Consider the following 22,238-nt stretch of genomic DNA (forward strand, 5'->3'; position numbering starts at 1 on the left):
CGGCCCCGGGGTCTGTAGGGAGCGTTTACCGGGCGTTGGCGCTTCGCACTCGATTTCGGAGCGTGACCGGTGTGATGCTCTCGGTATGGAAACGAAGGGTGGGTTCACACGGAGCCGGCCGCGCCGGCGGCCCGGTGCGCTGGCCGCCTGCGGGGCCGCGGGGGCGCTCGCGCTGGCGGGGCTGTGCGCGGGGGCCGGAGCGGCGGAGTCCCGGAGCGACCGGCCCGGATGCCGGGCCGAGTCCTGCGCCGGCGACTCCGCGCAGAAGGGGAGCCACCCCGTCGCGGTCCAGGACGACGGGGTCAACGTGTTCGTCGGCGGCGACTTCCGGGTGCGCGAGGGCGCGGCCGGGGCCGAGGGCAAGGTGATCGTCCTCGGCGGCTTCGACATGGACAAGGGGGGCGAGGGCCGCCGGGACGCCTACCGGGTGGGCGGGGCCGGGCCGAACTCGCGGTACCGGCCCGAGGCCGGATCGGACTTCATGACCGTCGGCGCCGACGTCGCGGTCGCCGACGGGCAGCGCCTCCTCGCCGAGCAGGACGAGGTGCGCGGCGTGGTGCGCTACGCCGGCGCGCTGGCCGGCGCGGTCTCGCCGAGCGCGGTGCACGACCCGGAGGCGGCCGCCCCGTTCCGCGGGCTCCTCGGGCGGGTGGAGGAGGCCAGCGCCTGCTACGCCTACCCGGAGGGGCGGCTGCGCGAGCCCACCGGGACCGCCCTCGACGCCGGCGCGGCCACGGTCTTCACCGGCGACGGGGCCTCCCGGCTGCAGGTGTTCAACGTCGACTTCGACCTCTCCGACACCGGCGGGCGCCCGCAGCGCATCGTGTTCCGGGAGATCCCGCCGGAGGCGACCGTCCTGGTCAACGTGGTCGGCGAGGACCCGGTCGTGGACACCTACAGCGGCTCGCTCCCCGGCGGCCTGCGCGGCAGGCTGCTGTGGAACTTCCCGGACGCCTCGGCGCTCCGGCTCAAGGGCAGCGGGCAGTTCCAGGGGAGCGTGATGGTCGGCGAGCGGGACAGCGTCACCCGCCTCTCCCTCCCCGGCACGAGCGGCCGGCTGTTCACCGCCGGGTCCCTGGTCCACGCCTCCGAGGGCGGGGGCGGCGGCCAGCGCATCCACGCCCACCCGTTCGAGGGCGACCTGCCCGACTGCCGCTGAGCCCCGCCGGGTCCGGCCTCCGGCCGGGCCCGGCGGAGCCCTCCGGGCGGCGGGCCCGGCCCCCGCCCGCCTCTTTTCCCGCCCCCGTGCGCCCGCGCCCCTTTCGCCCTCCCCTCCGCCCTCCGGGCGGGCGGCTGGGCGGTACATATCAGAGCGGTCCCCCGCGATTCCGCTGAAACCCCCACTGAGCGGCTTATTCCTAAAATGCTTAGTAGGGAATGCGCGGCCCCGGTCTGCTTTGCGAGCTGCGCCGGGGAGGCGTTCCGGAAAAACCGGGCATTCTTCTCTACTGTCCCTCTGGTCCCCTCTGGCCTGGGGTTTTGCAAGGTTCCACTGAATTCGTCGGTTTTCCTGAGCGGCGATTGTCGCTTTGCTAGTGTGGGCCATCGAATCGGTGGAACATCGACGGTTCGACCGAAACGCCGAGTTCACCGTGGAGATAAAAGCCCATGCGATCGGAGGCTCTATTCCCGCCCGGGGTGAGCGGTGAACCCCAGAAAGGGGCGCCGGGACCACAGGCCGCGCAGACCCCTGAGAAGCAGGACGGGGCCGGCGGCGGATCCGCGCCGGAGCGCGGGTTCCGGCCGGAGCACCGGGCGCGCCGCGCTCCGGTGGCCGGAACCGAGGTCGCCGTCCGTCCCCCACCCGATCAAGGAGACGTGTTGTGGCACACGCGCCGTCACCGCCAGGTCGCGATGGAAGCCCGTTAGCGCACATGATGACGAACGAGAACGCACGCCACCGGCAGCCCGGAAGACTCCGGCGAATGATGTCCCGGATCGGCCTCGCCCGCCGGAGCCCGGAGACCGCTCCCCGAACCCCCGCCCCCCAGGAGCAGGAGCCCGCTCCGCACGCCCCGGAGGGGCACGGGCAGGACCCCCGGCAGGGCGACCGCGCCGCCGGGCCCGCGGCGCCCGGCCGCGATCCGCACGGCCCGCAGCACGGACCGCCCCCGGGAGGGGCGGGGCAGGCGCCCCCGGCGCAGCCCTCCCCCTACGCCCGCCCGCAGTCCCCGCCGCACCGCTCCGGCCAGCCCGAGGCCCGGGTCGCCGCGCCCGCCGGCCAGCACGCCGGCGGCGAGGCCCCGCGCCGCCAGGACCGGGTGCTGATGACCGACGTCGTGGCCGGAATGGCCATGCGCGACCTCAACCTGGTCGACGCCCTGCTGGGCACGGTCGAGGAGCTGGAGGACAGCGCGGACGACCCGGCCCTGATGGACAAGCTCTTCGAGATCGACAACCTGGCCACCCGGATGCGGCGGCACAGCGAGAACCTGCTGCTGCTCACCGAGCAGAGCGCCACCGACCCGGACGAGGAGCCGGTGCCGGTGCTCGACGTGGCCCGCGCGGCGATCTCCGAGATCAAGGACTACGCCCGGATCCAGGTGGGCCGGCTGCCCAACGGCTACGTGCTCGGCACCGCGGCCGACGACATCAGCCACCTCCTCGCCGAGCTGCTGGACAACGCCACCGAGCACTCCCCGGAGCACGCCCAGGTGGTGATCAGCGCCCAGCCGATGGCCGACGGCGGCCTGCTCTACGTGGTCGAGGACGAGGGGATCGGCATCCCCCGGGAGGAGATCGCCGACCTCAACGCCCGGCTCAGCGGCCCGCCGGTGCTCGACCAGCGCGCGCTGCGGCACATGGGGCTCTACGTCGCCAGCCGGATCGCCTACCGGCACGGGCTGACCGTGCAGCTGGAGGCGCGGGCCTTCCGCGGGGTGAGCGCCTACGCGGTGGTTCCGGCCCGGCTGCTCACCGACCGCGGGCCGCGGCCGGAGCGCGGGCGCGGCGGCATGTCCGCGAGCCGGAACACCCCGTCGCTGCCGCCCAAGCCGCTGCACCCGCCGGCGCCGCCCGTCCCGCCGCCGTCGGCGCCGCTCTCCCCGGGGGCGGCGGTCACCGCGGCGGGGCTGCCCCGGCGCAGCGCCCACCGGGACCCGGCGAAGGCGGCGCTGCTCGCCCAGATCAGCCAGGACCTGGCCGCGGAGGACGAGTCCCGGTCCGGCCGGGGCCGCCGCGCCCCGGAGGCGAACGGCTCGGTCGAGGACCGCGCCGCCACGATCCGCGACGAGCTCGGCGGCTTCCTCGAGGGCGAGCGGGCCGCCGGCCGGGAGTTCGAGTGAAGGGGCGGGTGCCCGCGGGGCACGCACCGCCCAGGGCTCCGGCCCCCGGCGGCCCGCCCGCGCAGGACCTCCCCCACACCACCGCTAGCAAGAGGCTGGTAGATCCATGAACGAGCAGTTGAATGTGACCGCCGATGATTTCTCCTGGCTCGTCTCCAACTTCGTCCGGGACGTGCACGGAGCCGAGCACGCGATCGTCGTGTCATCGGACGGGTTGCTGCTGACCGCCTCCCGGGACTTCCCCGAGGAGCACGCGGAGCAGCTCGCGGCCATCGCCAGCGGCCTGCAGAGCCTCGCGCTGGGCGGCGCGAAGCTGTTCGGCAAGGGGGAGTGCCAGTCGCTCATCATCCGGATGCGCCAGGGGCACCTCATCGTCATGGCGATCAGCGACGGCTCCTCCCTCGCCGTGCTGAGCGACAAGCGGGCCGACATGAAGGTCGTCGCCTACGAGATGACACGCCTGGTGGAGCGCGTCGCGCACGCTCTCACCCCGCAGCTCCGGTCCGAGCTGCGCGAGGTGATCGGGAAATGAGCCCGCGGTCCGCCGCCCCGCTCCGGCCCGGGCCGACCGGATCATTCGGATCATCCGAGTCATTCGGATAGTGAAGAGGACGCCACAGTTATGAGCTACCGCAGGCGCAGGAGCAGCACGCGTATCCGGTCCTTCACCTTCACCGGTGGGCGGACCCGGTCGCGGCACCCGCTCATGGTGCAGACCCTGGTCTCCACCGCGGACCCGGGCCACGACCCGCCCGAGAACCTGATGCCGGAGTCCCAGGACATCTACCTGCTGTGCCGCGAGACGCGCTCCGTCGCCGAGGTCTCCGCCGAGCTGAAGATCCCGCTGGGGGTCACCCAGGTGCTGCTCAGCGACCTGGCCGAGCTGGGCCTCGTCTACATCCACCCGACCATCACGGGTAACAGCCCGTCGGAAAACCAGGTTCTGGAGAGGGCTCTTCGTGGTCTCGAACGACTTTTCCAGTGACGCCCAGACGAAGATGTCGACCAAGATCGTCGTGGCCGGCGGTTTCGGCGCCGGAAAGACGACCCTGGTCGGCGCCGTCAGCGAGATCCCTCCGGTGACCACCGAGGCGGTGATGACCGAGGCCAGCCTCCCGCACGACGACACCAGCGTGACGCCGACCAAGGTCACCACCACCGTGGCCATGGACTTCGGCCGCATCACCGTGGATCAGCAGCTGGTCATGTACATGTTCGGAACCCCGGGGCAGTCCCGGTTCTGGTTCATGTGGGACGACCTGATCCGCGGCGCGGTGGGCGCCGTGGTCGTGGTCGACTGCCGGCGGCTCGCGGACAGCTTCGACGCGGTCGACTACTTCGAGACGAACCGGAGGATCCCCTACATCGTCGCGCTGAACCGGTTCGACGGCCGGCTGGAGTACACCTCCGAGCAGGTGCGCGAGGCGCTGGAGGTCGGCGCGACGGTGCCGATCATCGACTTCGACGCCCGGGACCGCACCTCAGGCGGAACGGTGCTCAAGACGCTGCTCCGCTACTCCCTGCAGGCCGGGGCCGAGGCCGAGCCGGTCGGCTGACGGCGGTCCGGGCCGGCGTGCCGCCCCGCCGAGCCGGCGGCGCGGGCGCCGGGCCCGCCGACCTTTCGAGAAGGAAACACTTCAGATGCGCAAGATCCTCATCGTAGGAGCGGGGCACTCGGGCCTCCAGCTCGCCCACGGCCTGCTGAACAACGGCTACGACGTCACCGTGATCACCGGTCAGACGTCCATCGAGATCCGCACCAACCGGCCCGCCATCACCCAGCTCACCATGCCCACCGCCCTGGAGCTCGAACGCGAGCTGCACCTGGACTTCTGGAGCGCCCAGGCGCCCAGGATCGAGAAGTTCAAGATCGGGCTGTTCCCGCCCGGAGCGCCGCAGACCATCATGGCGAGCAGCTTCGAGGACGGCGGCTACGGCATCGCGATCGACCGCCGGGTGAAGATCGCCGACTGGCTGGAGTACTTCGAGGACTGCGGCGGCAAGGTGGTCATCCACGGGGTGACCGTCAGCGACCTCGACTACTTCTCGCGCATGTTCGACCTCATCGTCATCGCCGTGGGCCACGGCGAGCTGGGGGCGCTGTTCGACCACGACACCAGCCGGTTCAGCGCGGCGCGCAAGCGGGCGCTGGCCCAGGCCAACATCTTCGACGTCGCGGTCGACCCGGGGGAGAAGGAGAGCGTGGGCTGGGCCGGGACCGCCCCCGACCTGGGCTGCTTCTTCCTGGTCCCGTTCCTCACCCGGGAGGGGCCCTGCCACGCGCTGTTCATGAGCGACCGGCCGGGCGGCTCGATGGGGGCCTGGCCGGCCCGGCCGCGCCCGGACGACCAGTTCGCCTGGATGCAGGAGCTGCTCCGCAAGTACGCGCCGCCCTACTACGAGCGGGTGAAGGACGCCGAGCTGGTCGACGGGCGGAGCACCATCGCCGGGATGCTCCAGCCGCAGGTGCGCAATCCGGTCGGGGTGCTGCCCTCCGGCGGGCTGGTTCTGGGCATCTCCGACGTGGTCATCTCGATGGACCCTTACGTCCTGCAGGGGTGGAACCACTCCGCACGGTGTGCGAAGAGCTACCTGGAGAGCATCCTGGCGCACGGGGACAAGCCCTTCGACCGGGACTTCCTGGAGCGCACCTTCGAGGACTTCTGGGAGTACGGGCACACCGCGCAGCACTGGTCGGAATGGGTCTCCACGATGTGGGAGCAGCGGCTGCCGGACTGGGTGCAGGAGATCTTCGGGATGATGGCGGAGGTCCCCGGCGTCGGAGACCGGCTGCTCAAGGGGTGGAATTACCCGCCTGACTTCTTCACCTGGCTCTACGACGAGCAGGGCGGAAAGAAGTGGTTGGAAGAACTGAAGGCGGCCCGCGGCCGCTGACCGGGGGCGGTGCGCGCGGGGCGCCGCATACCGACAACATACGCAAAACGGATGCCATGGGGTCCGGATGTCGAAACAGTCGACATCCGGACCTTTTTCGTTCTCCGTATCGGAGGAGTGGCGTTCGGTGCCTCGTGTTGCCCGTGTTCTTATGCGAAGAAGGTGAGAGTCCGAAACGAACCTGCATATTGCCGTGCTTATGCATGGGAGTTAGGATCGCCGCACGTCGTCACGAGGGGGGCAATTGTGTCGATTCATGTCGAATGGGCTTTTTGACGGGTCGCTTTCCCGGTTCTCCCTCGCCTTGAACGGCTGATCAGCGACGGACGGCGCGATCCTGGAGTGATTCCCGATGCGGTCGACGGTTCGGCTTTCCGATGTCCACCTCGATGAGGCGATCGCCGTGGTCGGCGTGGCGTGCCGCTTCCCGGGGGCGGCGGGGCCGAGAGCCTTCCGCGGACTCCTCACCGGGGGTCGGCAGGCCGTCACCGGTGTCCCGGCCGACCGGCTCTTCGCCGGCGACCCGGCCGCCGGCCCGGCCGGCCGGTACGGGGCGTTCATCGACGGGGCCGACCTGTTCGACGCGGACCTGTTCGGGTTCTCCCCGCGCGAGGCCGCCGAGACCGACCCGCGCCAGCGCCTCATGCTGGAGCTCGGCCGGGAGGTCCTGGAGGACGCCCGGATCCCGGCCGACGCGCTCCGGTCCACCTCCACCGGGGTGTTCGTCGGCGCCTCCGGCGACGACTACGCGCTGCTCCGGCAGACCCGCGGCGGCCCGCCGGCCCACCACACCATGACCGGCCTGCACCGCACCATGATCGCCAACCGGCTCTCCTACACGCTGGGCGCGCACGGCCCCAGCGCGGTGCTGGACACCGGCCAGTCGTCGTCGCTGGCCGCGGTGGTCCAGGCGGTGCAGAGCCTGCGCGCCGGGGCCTGCGGCGCGGCGATCGCGGGCGGGGTCCACCTCAACCTCGCGCCGCACGCGGCCGCCGCCGAGGCCGGGTTCGGCGGCCTCTCCCCGGACGGCCGCTGCTTCGCCTTCGACCGGCGGGCCAACGGCTACGTGCGCGGCGAGGGCGGCGGCGCGGTGCTGCTCAAGCGGCTGGCCGATGCACTGGCCGACGGCGACCGGGTGCAGGCGCTGATCCTCGGCGGCGCGGTCACCGGCGACGGCGCCACCCCCGCGCCGGCCTTCCCCGGCCGGGAGGGGCAGGAGCGCGCGCTCCGCGCGGCCTGCGCCGACGCCCGGATCGCGCCCGGGCGGCTGGACCACGTCGAGCTGCACGGCACCGGGACCCCGGTCGGCGACCCGGTCGAGGCGGCCGCGCTGGGCGCGGTGCACGGCGCCGCCCGCCCCGCCGGCCGGCCGCTGCCGGTCGGCTCGGTCAAGACCAACATCGGCCACCTCTCCGCCGCCGCGGGCATCGCGGGCCTGATCAAGACGGTGCTCGGGCTCTCCTCCCGGGAGCTGTTCCCCAGCCTGAACTTCACCGCACCGCCCGAGGAGATCCCACTGGAGCGGCTGGGCCTGCGGGTCCAGACCGAGACCGCGCCCTGGCCGTCCGGCGGGCACCCGGTGGCGGGGGTCTCCTCCTTCGGCATGGGCGGCACCGACTGCCACGTGGTCCTGGCCGCCGCACCGCCGACCGCGCAGCCGCAGGCCTCACCCGGCACACCGTCGAAGGCGCCGAGGACCACGACGTCGGGCACGCCGCCGGGAGAGCAGCCGGGCACGCCGCCGGAGGGATTGGGAGCCGCGCCGTCGGCCGCGCCGCCGGGGGGCCGGTCGGGCGCGCCGCCGTCCGCGCCGCCGAGGATCCCGCCGGGCACATCGCCGGAGGCGCCGTCGGCCGCGCCGCCGGGTGGACCGCGGACCGCGCCGCCGACCGGCCGGAGGCTGTGCTGGATCGTCTCCGCGGCCTCCGCCGAGGCGCTGCGCGCGCAGTGCGCCCGTCTCCGCGCGCACGTCGAGGCGGACCCGGCGGCCGACCCGGCCGACATCGCGCACTCCCTGGCGACCACCCGGGAGCGGCTGCCCTACCGGATCCACCTGTACGGGAGAGGCCGGGAAGAGCTGCTCCGCGGGCTGGCCGCGGCCGAACGCGGCGACGGGCCCACCGGCGCCGTCCGCACCGGCCCGGACCGCCCCGGCACCGCCGAACCGCCCGACCCCGGCCCGATCCCCGGGGCGCGCACCGTCGACCTGCCCGGCTACGCCTTCCAGCGGAGCCGGCACTGGTTCACCGAACGGGCCGGAGCGGACGCGGCGCCGCCCGCCGCCCCGAACGCACCGGTGCCCGGGTCCCCCGGCACGGCGGCGCCGGCCGCATCCGTGCCCGCTGATCCGGCCGCGCCGGCGTCCACCGCCCCGGATGCGCCGGCGCCCTCCGCCCCTCCCGGTGCGGGGGCCGGGGACGCCCGTCCCGCCCCGCGGCTGTCGGCCGGCGGTGCGCTGGACCTGGTCCGCGGGCACGCGGCCGAGGTGCTCGGCCATTCCGGACCCGACCGGGTCCGGGCCGAGCGGACCTTCCGCGACCTGGGGTTCGACTCGGTGATGGGGACCGAGCTGCGCACCCGGCTGGAGCGGGCCACCGGGCGGCGGCTCCCCGCCGGCCTGGTCTACGACCACCCGACGCCGGCGCTGCTCGCCCGCGCCCTGGAGCGCGGCCCGGAGGCGGACCGGGGGGCGGCGGAGGCGCCGCCGGCCCCGGGAGGGCCGGCCGAGCCGGTCGCGATCACCGCGATGGCCTGCCGGTTCCCGGGCGGAGCGGACGGCCCCGAGGCGCTCTGGCGGCTGCTGGAGGAGGGGGCCGACACGGTCTCCGGGTTCCCGGTGGACCGGGGCTGGGAAGGCGGTTCCGGCGGGGTGCGGCTGGGCGGGTTCCTGTACGGCGCCGCGGACTTCGACGCCGGCTTCTTCGGGATCTCCCCGCGCGAGGCGGCCGCCATGGACCCCCAGCAGCGGATCCTGCTGGAGCTGGCCTGGGAGGCCGCCGAACGCGCGGGCATCGCCCCCGACCGGCTGGCCGGCACCCGCACCGGGGTGTTCATCGGCGCCACCGCGTCCGGTTACGGCGGACCGGGCCCGTTCCGGAGGGACGGCCACGAGGGCTACCTGATGACCGGGGCGGCGCCGAGCGTCGCCTCCGGCCGGATCGCCTACCTCCTCGGACTCGGCGGGCCCGCGCTCACCGTGGACACCGCCTGCTCCTCCTCCCTGGTCGCGGTGGACCGGGCGGTCCGCTCGCTGCAGCGCGGCGAATGCTCGGCGGCGCTGGCCGGCGGGGTGTGCGTGCTGGCCACCCCGGAGATGTTCACCGAGTTCGGCGCGCAGGGCGGGCTGGCCCCGGACGGCCGGTGCAAGCCGTTCGCCGCCGCGGCGGACGGCACCGCCTGGGCCGAGGGGGCGGGCCTGCTGCTGCTGGAGCGGCTGAGCGACGCGCGGCGCAGCGGCCACCCGGTGCTGGCGGTGATCCGCGGTTCGGCGGTCAACTCCGACGGGGCGTCCAACGGGCTGACCGCGCCCAGCGGCCCGGCGCAGCAGAGGGTGATCCGGGCGGCGCTGGCCGACGCGGGGCTGGAGCCGGGCGAGGTGGACGCGGTGGAGGCGCACGGGACCGGCACCCGGCTGGGCGACCCGATCGAGGCCGGGGCGCTGAGCGCGGTCTACGGCGCGGACCGGGACCGGCCGCTCCGGGTGGGGGCGCTCAAATCCGTCATCGGCCACACCCAGGCCGCGGCGGGGGTGGCCGGGGTGATCAAGACCGTGCTCGCGCTCGGGCACGGGGTGCTGCCGGCATCGCGCAACCTCGACGAGCCCACCCCGGAGGTGGACTGGGCGCGCAGCGGGCTGGCCCTGCTGCCCGCCGCCGAGCCGTGGACGCGGGGGGAGCGGCCGCGCCGGGCCGGGGTCTCCTCGTTCGGGATCAGCGGCACCAACGCCCACCTCATCCTGGAAGAGGCCCCGGAGGAGCCGGTCCGGGCCGCCCCGCCTGCGGCGCGCCGCCCGGCCGGGCACGGCCCGTCCGGTGCTTCGGCGGAGCGGCCGCTTGCGCAGGGCTCTCCCGGGGAAGCGGACCGGGAGGACTCGGCCGCCCGCCCGAGCACGGAGGAGCGGGCCGGGGGCGTCCCGTCCGGTTCCCCGGCGGTCCGGCCGCCTTCGCCGGGATCCGCTGCGGAGGCGGATCGGGGCGGTCCGGATCCGGTCGCCCGCCTGACCGGGGGAGAGGCCGAAGAAGAACGGTCCGGGGCGGCTTCGGCCGAGGGGCGCACTCCCGCCGCGCGCGGCCGGTCCGATGCCTCGGCGGGGCGGCCGTCCGGGCAGGGCCCTGCTGCGGCGGACCGGGACGAGCCGGGCCCGCTGCTGCCCTTCGTGCTCTCCGCCGCCTCCCCGGAGGCCCTCCGGGACCAGGCGCTGCGGCTCACCGACCACCTGGAGCGGGACGAGGGCACCCCGATCGCCGAGGTGGCCCGCGCCCTGGCCACCACCCGGGCGGTGCTGGAGCACCGCGCCGTGGTGCTGGCCGCCGACCGCCCCGCCCTGCTCACCGGGCTCGCCGGCGTCGCGGAGGGCGGCACCCGGGTCTTCGGCGCCCCCGGGAGCGGGGCGGAACCGCCCGGCCCGGCCGGACGGGGGAGGGGGGCGCCCGCACCGCCCCCGGCGGCCGACCCGGACGGGCCGGTGTTCGTCTTCCCCGGGCAGGGCACCCAGTGGCCGGGGATGGCCGCCGAGCTGATGCGCGGCTCGGAGGCGTTCCGCCGCACCGCCGCCGAGTGCGCCGAGGCGCTGCGCCCGCACGTCGGCTGGGACCCGCTGGCGGTGCTCCGCGGAGACCCCGGAGCAGCCCCGCTGAGCAGGGTCGACGTCGTCCAGCCGGTGCTGTGGGCGGTGATGGTGGCGCTCGCCGAGACCTGGCGCTCGTACGGGGTGCGGCCGTCCGCGGTGGTCGGCCACTCCCAGGGCGAGATCGCCGCCGCCTGCGTCTCCGGGGCGCTGACCATCGCGGACGGGGCCGCGGTCGCCGCGCTGCGCAGCGCCGCGATCACCGGGATCGCCGGCAGCGGCGCGATGGCCGCGGTCGCGCTCGGCGAGGCCGAGACGGCCGAGCGGATCGCCGCCCTCGGCGGGGACGTGCACGTCGCCGCGGTCAACGGCCCCTCCTCCACGGTGGTGTCCGGCGCACCGGAGGCGGTGCGCGCACTGGTGGAGCGCTGCCAGGCGGAGGGCGCCGACGCCCGCCGGGTGGACGTGGACTACGCCTCGCACTCCCCGCACGTCGAAGCGGTGCGGGAGCGGGTGCTGACCGCCCTCGCCGGGGTGGCGCCGGCCGAACCGGCGGTCCCGTTCCACTCCACGCTGCTCGGCGGACCGCTCGGCGGGACGCCGCTGGACGCCGGCTACTGGTACGCCAACCTGCGCTCGACGGTGCGCTTCGCCCCCGTGGTGCAGGCCCTCGCCGAAGCGGGCCACCGAACGTTCATCGAGGTCAGCCCGCACCCGGCGCTGACCGCGGCGGTCACCGCCGCGATCGGGCGGGCCGGTGCGGAGGGCACCGCGACCGGTACCCTGCGCCGCGGGGCGGGCGGGCCGGAGCGGATGGCGGAGGCGCTCGGCGAGGCCCTGGCCCACGGCGGCCTCGGCCTGGACGGGGCCTCCGGGCCCCTGCTGGCCGCCGCGGCCCGCGCGTTCACCGAGGGCGCCCCGGTCGACTGGCGCGGCCGGTTCGCGGACCGGCCCGGCGCGGGCCCCCCGGCCGCCCTGCCCACCTACCCGTTCCAGCGCCGCCGGTACTGGCTGGACGCCCCCGCCGCGCCGGCCGTCCCGGACACCGCGGAGGACGATCCCGCCCTCTGGTCGGCGGTGGAGGCCGGCGACGCCGGCCGGGCCGCCGCCGAACTCGGCGTGGACCGCGCGGAACTCGCCCCCGTCCTGCCCGCCCTCGCCGAGCGGCGCCGCCGCCGGCGCGCGGACGCCGAGGCCGACCGGCTCCGCTACCGCGAGACCTGGGTGCGGGTTCCGGCCCCGGACCGCCCCCGGCTCACCGGAACCTGGCTGCTGGTCGCCGGCGGGGACGGGGGGACCGGGGCGCTCGCCGCGGCGGCCGCCCGCCGGATGGCCGCCTGCGGGGCCCGGGTCGTCCCCGTCGCCGCCCCGCCGGGGGCCGACCGGGCGGCGCTCACCGCGGCGCTGTCCGCCGCGGCCGCGCCCGGGGAGCCCGCCACCGGGGTGCTCTCCCTGCTGGCCTGCGCGGACGCCGAACCGCTCGGGCCGGACACGCCGTCGGTGCCGCGCCCCCTCGCCGAGACGGCGGCGCTGGTGCAGGCGCTCGGCGACGCCGGCGTCGGCGCCCCGCTGTGGTGCGCCACCCGGGGCGCGGTCGCCGCGGTCCCGGAGGACGCGGTCACCGACCCGCGCCGGGCCGCGGTCTGCGGGCTGGCCCGGGTGGCCGCCCAGGAGCACCCGGCGCGCTGGGGCGGCACGGTGGACCTCCCGCCCGAGCCGGGCGAACGGGACCTGGGGCTGCTCTGCGCGGCGCTCGGCGCCCCCGGAGGAGAGGACCAGACGGCGGTCCGGGCGCACGGGCTGCTGGCCCGGCGGCTGGAGCGGGCCCCGCTGGGCGGTGCGCCCGCGCGGCACCGGATCCGCCCGGGAACGGTGCTGGTCACCGGCGGTACCGGTGCGCTGGGGGCGCAGGTCGCCCGGCGGCTCGCCGCCGAGCCCGAGCCGCCGCACCTGCTGCTCGCCGGGCGGCGCGGCATGGCGGCGCCCGGCGCCCCCGCCCTCGTCGAGGAGCTGCACCGGGCCGGGGCGGAGGTCACCGTCGCCGCCTGCGACGCCGCCGACCACGGCGCACTGCGCGGGCTGCTCGATTCCGTCCCCGCCGACCGGCCGCTGCGCGCGGTGCTGCACGCCGCGGCCGCACTGGACGACGCCCCGGTGCACGCGCTCACCCCCGCCCGGATGGAGCGCGCCCTGCGCGCCAAGGCCACTGCGGCGCTCCACCTGCACGAACTCACCCTCGACGCCGACCTCGACGCGTTCGTGCTGTTCTCCTCGGCGGCCGGGCTGGTCGGGGTGGCCGGGCAGGGCAACTACGCCCCGGGCAACGCCGTCCTGGACGCGCTGGCCCGGCACCGCCGCGCCCTCGGCCTGGAGGCCACCTCCGTCGCCTGGGGCGCCTGGGCCGGCCCGGGCATGGCCGCCGAGGCGGCCGGCGACCGGCTGGCCCGGCACGGCCTGCCCGGAATGGACCCGGGCACCGCGGCCGAGGCGCTGCTCCGCGCCGTGCGGAACCGCGACACCGCGGTGGTGCTGGCCCGGTTCGACTGGTCCCGCTTCCCCGCCGCCTTCACCGCGGTCCGCCCCGGCACCCTGCTCGACCGGATCCCCGAGGCGGTTCCGGACCCCGCCGCCGGGGCCGCCCCGGCGGCGCCGGCCGCCGGAGAGGACCGCGGCCGGGCCCTGCTCGACCTGGTGCGCCGGGAGACCGCCGCGGTCCTCGGCCACGCCTCGGCCGACGGGGTCGCCGACGGCCGCGCCTTCAAGGAGCAGGGCCTCGACTCGGTCACCGCCCTGGAGCTGCGCAACCGGCTCGCCGCCGTGCTGCGGCTGAAGCTGCCGGCCTCGGCCGCCTTCGACCACCCCACCCCGGCCGCGCTCGCCGCGCACTTGGAGGCCGCGACCGGCCCGAAGGGGCCCGCCGGGCCGGCGGAACCCACCGCGGAGGAGCGGCTGGACACCGCCCTGGCCCAGGTCGAGGCCGCACTCTCCGCCGCGGGCCCGGCCGCGCTGGAGCGGAGCGGCGCGGTCGGGCGGATCCGCGCCCTGCTCGGCGGGGAGGAGCACGGGCGACCATCGGGCGACGCCGAGGTCGACGACGCGACCCCCGAGGAGCTGCTCGCCCTCATCGATGCGGAGCTCGGCGGGGCCTGACCTCCGACCTCCGGCACATCCGCGGTGCCGCTCCCCAGGCACCGGACGGGGCCCGACCGCAGGGCCCGATCGGCACCATCGCCGGACACTCGCCCCCTGACAGAGAGGCCGTGATGGCGGACGACCGGAAACTCCTCGATTACCTCAAACGCACCACCGCCGACCTGCGCCGGATACGCGCCCGGCTGCGGGAGGCCGAAGCAGCCCGCCGGGAGCCGGTCGCCGTCGTGGCGATGGGCTGCCGGTTCCCCGGCGGCGCGGACACCCCGGACCGGCTCTGGGACCTGCTCGCCGGGGAGACCGACGCCGTCTCCGGATGGCCGTCCGACCGGGGCTGGGACACCGAGCGGCTCTACCACCCGGAGCGCGGGCGGGCCGGCACCTCCTCCACCCGGGAGGGCGGGTTCCTGTACGGCGCCGCGGACTTCGACGCCGGCTTCTTCGGGATCTCCCCGCGCGAGGCGGCCGCCATGGACCCCCAGCAGCGGATCCTGCTGGAGCTGGCCTGGGAGACCGCGGAACGGGCCGGGATCGACCCGGCTGCGCTGGCCGGCACCCGCACCGGGGTGTTCGCCGGGATCGGCAACCACGACTACGCGGCCGACGCGCTCGGCGCCACCGAGGAGGCCGGCGGGTTCTGGACCACCGGCACCTCCGGCGCCGTCGCCTCCGGCCGGATCGCCTACGCCCTGGGCCTGCGCGGCCCGGCCGTCACGGTCGACACCGCCTGCTCCTCCTCCCTGGTCGCGCTCCACCTGGCGGTGCGCAGCCTGCGCGGCGGCGAATGCACGCTCGCGCTGGCCGGAGGGGCCGCGGTGATGGCCACCCCCGCCCTGTTCGTCGAGTTCTCCCGGCAGCAGGGGCTCTCCTCCGACGGCCGGTGCCGGGCGTTCGACGCCGGCGCCGACGGCACCGGCTTCGCCGAAGGGGCGGGCCTGCTGCTGCTGGAGCGGCTGGACGACGCGCGGCGCAGCGGGCACCCGGTGCTGGCGGTGATCCGGGGGTCGGCGGTCAACTCCGACGGGGCGTCCAACGGGCTGACCGCGCCCAGCGGCCCGGCGCAGCAGGCGGTGATCCGCGCGGCGCTCGCCGACGCCGGGCTGGAACCCGGAGACGTGGACGCCGTGGAGGCGCACGGCACCGGCACCCGGCTGGGCGACCCGATCGAGGCCGAGGCGCTGAACGCGGTCTACGGTGAGGGCCGGGACCGGCCGCTGCCGATCGGCTCGGTCAAGTCCAACATCGGCCACACCCAGGCCGCGGCGGGGGTGGCCGGGGTGATCAAGACCGTGCTCGCACTCCGGCACCGGCTGCTCCCCGCGTCGCTGCACATCACCCGGCCGACCCCGCACGTCGACTGGGACGGTTCGGCGCTCCGGCCGCTCAGCGCCGCCGAACCCTGGACGCGGGGGGAGCGGCCGCGCCGGGCCGGGGTCTCCTCGTTCGGGATCAGCGGCACCAACGCCCACCTCGTCCTGGAGGAGCCGGCCGCCGCCGGACCGGCCGCGGACGGCGCCCCGGAGGCCCCCGCCGCGGGGCGGGCCGCACCGGCCGAGCGCCCCTTCGCCCCCGGAGGCCCGGTGCCCTGGACCGTCGCCGGGCGCACCCCGGAGGACGTCCCGGCGCAGGCCCGCGCGCTCGCGGAGTACCTGGACGGCCACTCCGCCGAACCGGGCGTGCTGGAGGGCGCCGGGCGCGCGCTGGCCGGGCCCCGCGCCCGGCTGGGGCACCGCGCCGCAGTTCTGGCCCGCACCCCCGGCGCCCTCGCCGACGGGCTGCGCGGCCTCGCCGGAGGGCGCGCCGGCGCCGCGCACGGGCCGGCCGACCGGGTGCGGATCGTGCCGCCCCGGCACGCCCGCCCGCTGGAGCAGACCGTGTTCGTCTTCCCCGGGCAGGGCTCCCAGTGGGCGGGCATGGGCGCCGCGCTGCTGGAGGAGTCCCCGGTGTTCGCGGCGCGGGCGGCCGAGTGCGAGGCGGCGCTGCGGCCGCACGTCGACTGGTCCCTGACCGACGTGCTGCGCGGCTGCGGCGGCCCCGGACTGGACCGGGTCGACGTGGTGCAGCCGGCGCTGTTCGCGATGATGGTCTCGCTGGCCGCCGTCTGGCAGGCCTGCGGGGTCCGCCCCACGGCGGTGGTCGGCCACTCCCAGGGCGAGATCGCCGCCGCCGCGGTGGCCGGGGCGCTCACCCTGGAGGACGCGGCCCGGCTGGTCGCGGTGCGCAGCAGGGCCGCGCTGCCGCTGGCCGGCCGGGGCGCCCTGGTCTCGGTCGGGGCGCCGGCCGAGCGGCTGGACGCCTGGCTGGCCGGCGCGGACCGGGGCCTCACCGTCGCGGCCCGCAACGGCCCGGCCGCAGCGGTGGTCGCCGGGGCCCCGGACGCGCTGGCCGAGCTGGAGGCGTGGTGCGCGGCCGAGGGGCACCCGGCGCGGCGGGTACCGGTGTCCTACCCCGCGCACAGCCCCGCCGTCGACGGGATCCGCGCGGACTTCCTGGCCGCGCTGGGCACCGTGCACCCCGGACCGGAGCAGGTCCCGATCCACTCCACGGTCACCGGGGCCCCGGTGCGCGGCACCGGACTGGACGCCGGCCACTGGTTCGACAACCTGCGCAGGCCGGTGCTGTTCGAACCGGTCATCCGCGACCTGGCGCGGCGCGGGCGCACCGCGTTCATCGAGGTCAGCCCGCACCCGGTGGTCACGGACGGGATCGAGGCGACGCTGGAGGCGGCGGTCGGCACCCCCGCCGACCCGGGCGGCGCCGTCCTGTCCACCCTGCACCGGGGCGACGGCGGGCGGGACCGCTTCACCGAGGCGCTCGCCGAGGCGCTCGCCTCCGGCGTCGCCTACGACCGGGACCGGGTCTTCGGCCCCGGCGCCGCCCACCCGGCGGACCCGCCGGTCTACGCCTTCCAGCGGGAGCGGTACTGGCTCGTGCCGCGCCGCCGCGCCGGGAGCGACGCGCCCGCCGCCGCCCACCCGCTGCTCGGTGCGGAGCTCCCCCGGCCGGACGGCGCGGGGCCGCTGCTCACCGGGCGGCTCTCCCTGGCCGAGGAGCCCTGGCTGGCCGACCACGCCACCGACTCCACCGCCCTGCTCGCCGGGACCGCCCTGCTCGACCTCGCGCTGCACGCGGGGACCCGCTGCGGCCGCCCCGTCCTGGAAGGGCTGGAGATGCTCGCCCCGCTGGAGCTCCCCCCCGACCGGGACCTGCGGATCCAGCTCACCGTGGACGCCCCCGGGCCGGGCGGCGGCCGCGCGCTGCGCATCCACTCCCGCCCGGCCGAACCGCGCGGGGCGCGCGCCGAGCACACCGGCGGCGGGTGGACCCTGCACGCGGAGGGGGTGCTGGCCGAGCCCGGCCCCGCCGGGGAGCCGGCCGGGCCGCGCGCGTGGCCGCCCCCGGGCGCCGAACCGGTCCCGCTGGACGGCGTCTACGGGCGGCTGGCCGACCGGGGCTACCGGTACGGGCCGGCGTTCCAGGGGCTGCGCGCGGCATGGCGCACCGCGGACGCGGTCCACGCCGAGGTGGAGCTCCCCGAGGAGAGCCCGGACGGCGGCGGGTTCGGCCTCCACCCGGCGCTGCTCGACGCCGCCCTGCACGCGATGCTCGTCGACGGCGCCGGGGAGCCCCGGCCCGGGCTGCGGATGGCCTTCGCCTGGGAGGGGGTGCGGCTGCACCGCGCGGGCGCGTCCCGGCTGCGGGTCTCGCTCACCCGGACCGGCGGCGCGGAAGAGGAGGTCTACCGGGTCGAGGCGGCCCTGCCCGACGGCGCCCCGGTGCTCACCGCCGACGCGCTCACCGTGCGCGAGGCCACCGGACCCGGGGGCGGGGCGGGCCGGTCGCTGTACCGGCTCGACTGGGTGCAGACCGGGCCGCGGCCCGCCGGCCCGCCGCCGTCCGGCCGGTGGGCGCTGATCGGCGCCGACCCCGCGGCCGGAACCCTCGACGCCCTCCCCGCCCACCCCTCTCCGGCCGGCCTGGCCGAGGCGGTGGCGGCGGGCGCCCCCGCCCCCGAACTCGCGGTCGCCGCGGTGCCCGGCGCCGGGGAGGGCGCCGGGCCCGGGGCCGCCCGGGAGGCGGTCCGCGCCGCCCTGGACCTGGTGCAGCGCTGGCTCGCCGAGGACCGGCTGGCCGGCTCCCGGCTGGTGCTGGTCACCCGCGGCGCGGTGGCGACCCGGGCCGGGGAGGGCGTCGCCGACCCGGCCGGCGCCGCGGTCTGGGGGCTGCTCCGGTCGGTGCAGACCGAGCACCCGGGGCGGTTCCGCGCCGTCGACCTCGGCCCCGGTGAGGAGCGCCTGCTGCCGTGGGCGCTGGCCTCGGACGAGCCCCAGGCGGCGATCCGGCACGGCGAGCCGCTCGCGCCGCGGCTGGTCCCCGAGCGCGCCGACCCCGGGGCGCTCGCCGACCGGGGCTGGCGGCTGGAGCCGGACGGCAGCGGCCGCATCGACGGCCTGGCCCGGGTGCCGCACCCGGACGCCTCCCGCCCGCTGGGCGAGGGGGAGGTCCGGGTGGACGTGCGGGCGGTCGGCCTGAACTTCCGCGACCTGCTGCTCACCCTCGGCGCCTACCCGGGCAGCGCGAAGGTCGGATCCGAGGCCGCCGGGGTGGTCACCGAGACCGGCCCGGGGGTGCCCGGGCTGGCCCCCGGCGACCGGGTGATGGGCCTGCTCAGCGCGGCCGTCGGACCGGTCGGGGTGGCCGACCGGCGGCTGCTGGCGCCGATCCCGCCGGGCTGGGGCTTCGCCCGCGCCGCCACCGCCACCGGCGTCTACCTCACCGCCTACCGGGCCCTGGTGGACGTCGCCGGGCTGAGCCCCGGGGAGCGGCTGCTGGTGCACGCCGGAACCGGCGGCGTGGGGATGGCCGCCGTGCACCTGGCCCGGCACCTGGGGGCGGAGGTCTTCGCCACGGCGAGCCGGGAGAAGCGGCCGGTGCTGCTCCGGATGGGGCTGCCCGAGGAGAACGTCTCCGATTCCCGCTCCGCCGCCTTCGAGGACGACGTGCTGCGCGCCACCGGCGGCACCGGCGTCGACGTGGTGCTCAACTCGCTGACCGGGCCGCTGGTCGACGCCTCGCTGCGGCTGCTGGTGCGCGGCGGCCGGTTCGTCGAGCTCGGCAAGACCGACCAGCGCGACCCGGACCGGGTCGCCGCGGAGCACCCCGGCGCCGTCTACCACCCGTTCGAACTGCAGCAGGCCGGGCCGGACCGGACCGCCGAGATGCTCACCGAGATCATGGCCCTGTTCGACAAGGGGACGCTGCCCCTGCCGCCGCTCTCCTGCCTGCCGGTGGGGGCGGCGGGGGAGGGGCTGCACCGGCTCCAGCGCGGCCGCAACACCGGCAAGATCGCGCTGACCGTGCCCCGGCCCCTGGACCCCGGCGGCACCGTGCTGATCACCGGCGGAACCGGCGCGCTCGGCGGGCGGCTCGCCCGGCACCTGGCCGCCGAGCACGGGGTGCGCAGCCTGCTGCTGCTGAGCAGGCAGGGCCCCCGGGCCCCGGGTGCCGGCCGGCTCCGCGCCGACCTGGCCGCACTGGGCGCCGAGGCCGCCGTCCTGGCCTGCGACGCCGCCGACCCGGAGGACCTGGACCGGGCGCTGCGGGCGGTCCCCGAGGACCGGCCGCTGACCGCGGTGGTGCACGCGGCCGCCGTCATCGACGACGGGACCGCCGCCTCGCTCACCGCCGAGCGGGTCGACGCGGTGATGCGGGCCAAGGCGGACGCCGCCTGGGCGCTGCACGAGCGCACCCTCGACGCCGACCTGGCGGCGTTCGTGCTGTTCTCCTCGGCGGCGGGCGTGCTGGGCACGGCCGGCCAGGCCGGGTACGCGGCGGCCAACGCCTACCTGGACGCGCTCGCCGAGCACCGCGCCGCCCTCGGGCTGCCCGCCGCCTCGCTCTCCTGGGGGCTGTGGGAGGTCCGGGGCGCCGCGGCGCAGGAGCTGACCGGGACCGACCTGGCCCGGATGGGCCGGGCCGGGCTGCGCGCCATGCCGGTCCGGCTGGGCCTGGAGCTGTTCGACGCGGCCCTGGCCTCCGGCCGCCCGCACCTGGTGCCGGCCGCGCTCGACCTGCCGGGCCTGCGCGCCGCGGACGCCCGCGACGCCGCGCCGGTGCTGCGCGGCCTGGCCGGCGCCCCGGGCCGGGGCGACCGCGCCCCCGCCGCCGAGGTCGACCGGTCCGACCTGCTCACCCTGGTCCGGACCCGGGCCGCGGAGGTCCTCGGGCACAGCGGGGCGGGGGCGGTCCCGCCCGACGCCTCCTTCCTGGAGCTGGGCTTCGACTCGCTCACCGCGGTCGAGCTCCGCAACCGCCTCGGCACCGACCTCGGCACCCGCCTCGCCTCCGGCGCGGTCTTCGCCCACCCCACCCCGCGCCGCCTGGCCGGGCACCTGGAGGCGGCGGCCCCCGCCGCACCGACGGCGGGCCCGGAGCCGGGAACCGCCCCGGCGGAGCCGTCCTCCACCCTGCCCTCCACCGCTTCCGAGGCGCCCGCCGCACCGGGCGCGGAGGCGGGAACCGCTCCGGCGGCCCCCTCCTCCATCCCGCCCTCCACCGTCCCCGAACGGCCCGCCGCACCGGGTACGGGCGCAGAGCCGGAGGCCGCCCCGGAGATCCCGCCCTCCGTCGCCCCCGCGGGGCCCGCCGGATCGGGCGCGGGTGTGGAACCGGGCGGATCCGCCCCTGGTGCGGCCCCGCCTTCCACCGCCCCCGAAGGGCCTGCCGCCCCGGTCGGTGCCGGGGCGGCCACCGGGGGAGCGGCCCCCGCACCGGAGGCCGGGGCGCCCGCCTCCGGCGCGGCCGCGCCCTCCGCTCCGCCCTCCACCGCGCCCGACCCCGCGGACGGCGGCCTGGTCGGCCTCTTCCTGGAGGCCTGCCGCACCGGGCGGGCCGCGGAGGGGGCCGCGATGCTGCGCGCGGCGTCCGTGCTGCGGCCGGTGTTCAGGTCGGCCGCGGAGCGCGGGGAGCCGGTGCGCCCGGTCCGGCTGGCCCAGGGCGCCCCGCCGGACGGGCGGGCCCTGCTGGTCTGCTTCCCCTCCCTGGTGATGGCGGCCGGGCCGCACGAGTACGCCCGGTTCGCCGCGGAGCTGCGCGGGAAGCGGGACGTCGCGGCCCTCCCGCACCCGGGCTTCGAACGCGGGGAGGCGCTGCCGGCGGGCCTCGGCGCGCTGGCGGAGGTGCACGCGCGCGCGGTCCTGGAGTACGCGGCGGGGCGGCCGTTCGCCCTGCTCGGCCGCTCCTCCGGCGGGTGGGCGGCGCACGCGGCCGCCAAGCGCCTCGAAGAGCGGGGGGCGCGCCCCGAGGCGCTCTTCCTGCTGGACACGCCGGCCCCCGGGGACGACCGGACGCTCGACGTGGTGGGTGCGGGGATCGCCGCGCGCGAGGCGGAACTCGGCCTGACCGACCCGGTCCGGGCCACGGCCGGCGGCGGCTACCTGCGGCTCTTCTGGGAGTGGACGCCGCCGGAGGTCGCCGCGCCCGCCGTCTTCCTCCGCCCGGAGGAGCCGCTGCCGGGCCTGGACGGGGCGCCGATGCCCGCGGAGGAGTGCCGCTTCGACTGGCCGCTCCCGCACACCGAGGAGCGGGTCCCCGGCGACCACCTCACCATGCTGGAGGAGCACGCCGCAGCGGCGGCGCGGGCCGTGCACGCCCGGCTGGCGGGCACGGAGGCGGCCCGGCCCCCCGCCCCGGTCCCGGCCCAGTGCGGGAGGGGGGAGCGGGAGCACGCATGACCCCGCCGGGGCCGGAGGAGACCGCCGGCCCCGCCCGTCCCCGGAGGGAACAGGGCGCGCCGTGCCGCACTGCGCCGCGCCGTGCCGGGGCGCTCGGCGTCCGGGACCGCGGCTCCCGGGACGCCTGGGGAAGGGCGAGCCCGACGCCGGCATCGCCGGGCGGCCCTTCCCCGCCGGGGCCGCTCGCCGACCGGCCCGTCAGGCGGTGAACTCGCCGTTCTCCATGATCTGGGCCAGGCCGGGGGCCCGTGGCCGTCCACCGCGGCCGCGCCGATCTCCTCCGGCGGCCGGTACCGCCGCTCGTAGAGGGCGCAGGAGCCCTCGGGGCCTGGCGCGTACCGGAGGTGGATCGCCTTGACCGCGGCCCGCTCGCCGCGCCTGCCGAGCGCC

8 protein-coding genes are annotated in these 22,238 nt (G+C 77.6%); all 8 read left to right on the top strand.

Annotated elements, in window-relative coordinates:
- Positions 1–85 precede the first annotated feature (85 nt).
- The 8 genes from J0910_RS10845 to J0910_RS10880 all read left to right on the top strand — a co-directional run bounded on the left by J0910_RS10845 (position 86) and on the right by J0910_RS10880 (position 21,848).
- Positions 86–1,159 (top strand): choice-of-anchor A family protein, encoded by a 1,074-nt coding sequence (locus J0910_RS10845; RefSeq protein WP_420158381.1) that lies wholly within the window; start codon positions 86–88, stop codon positions 1,157–1,159.
- 766 nt (positions 1,160–1,925) lie between these two features.
- Complete coding sequence (locus J0910_RS10850) at positions 1,926–3,284, top strand: sensor histidine kinase (RefSeq protein WP_420158382.1); 1,359 nt, start codon at positions 1,926–1,928, stop codon at positions 3,282–3,284.
- A gap of 106 nt (positions 3,285–3,390) precedes the next feature.
- The gene (locus J0910_RS10855; RefSeq protein ID WP_026119912.1) at positions 3,391–3,816 is read left to right on the top strand and encodes a roadblock/LC7 domain-containing protein; all 426 of its coding nucleotides are present in this window, start codon (positions 3,391–3,393) and stop codon (positions 3,814–3,816) included.
- A 90-nt stretch (positions 3,817–3,906) separates the two neighbouring features.
- The gene (locus J0910_RS10860; protein ID WP_017590933.1) at positions 3,907–4,269 is read left to right on the top strand and encodes a DUF742 domain-containing protein; all 363 of its coding nucleotides are present in this window, start codon (positions 3,907–3,909) and stop codon (positions 4,267–4,269) included.
- Between the two features lie 13 nt (positions 4,270–4,282).
- Positions 4,283–4,840, top strand: coding sequence for a GTP-binding protein (locus tag J0910_RS10865; protein WP_017590934.1), 558 nt, complete (start codon positions 4,283–4,285; stop codon positions 4,838–4,840).
- A gap of 85 nt (positions 4,841–4,925) precedes the next feature.
- Positions 4,926–6,179: a styrene monooxygenase/indole monooxygenase family protein gene (locus J0910_RS10870; RefSeq protein WP_420158383.1), complete on the top strand. Its 1,254-nt coding sequence runs from the start codon at positions 4,926–4,928 to the stop codon at positions 6,177–6,179.
- Positions 6,180–6,531: 352 nt separating this feature from the next.
- Positions 6,532–14,115: an SDR family NAD(P)-dependent oxidoreductase gene (locus J0910_RS10875; protein WP_420158384.1), complete on the top strand. Its 7,584-nt coding sequence runs from the start codon at positions 6,532–6,534 to the stop codon at positions 14,113–14,115.
- A 113-nt stretch (positions 14,116–14,228) separates the two neighbouring features.
- Positions 14,229–21,848, top strand: coding sequence for an SDR family NAD(P)-dependent oxidoreductase (locus J0910_RS10880; RefSeq protein ID WP_420158385.1), 7,620 nt, complete (start codon positions 14,229–14,231; stop codon positions 21,846–21,848).
- The last annotated feature ends 390 nt before the right edge of the window (positions 21,849–22,238 follow it).

Origin of the sequence: Nocardiopsis oceanisediminis (genome assembly GCF_048595525.1) — a bacterium.
Lineage (GTDB): Bacteria > Actinomycetota > Actinomycetes > Streptosporangiales > Streptosporangiaceae > Nocardiopsis_A > Nocardiopsis_A oceanisediminis.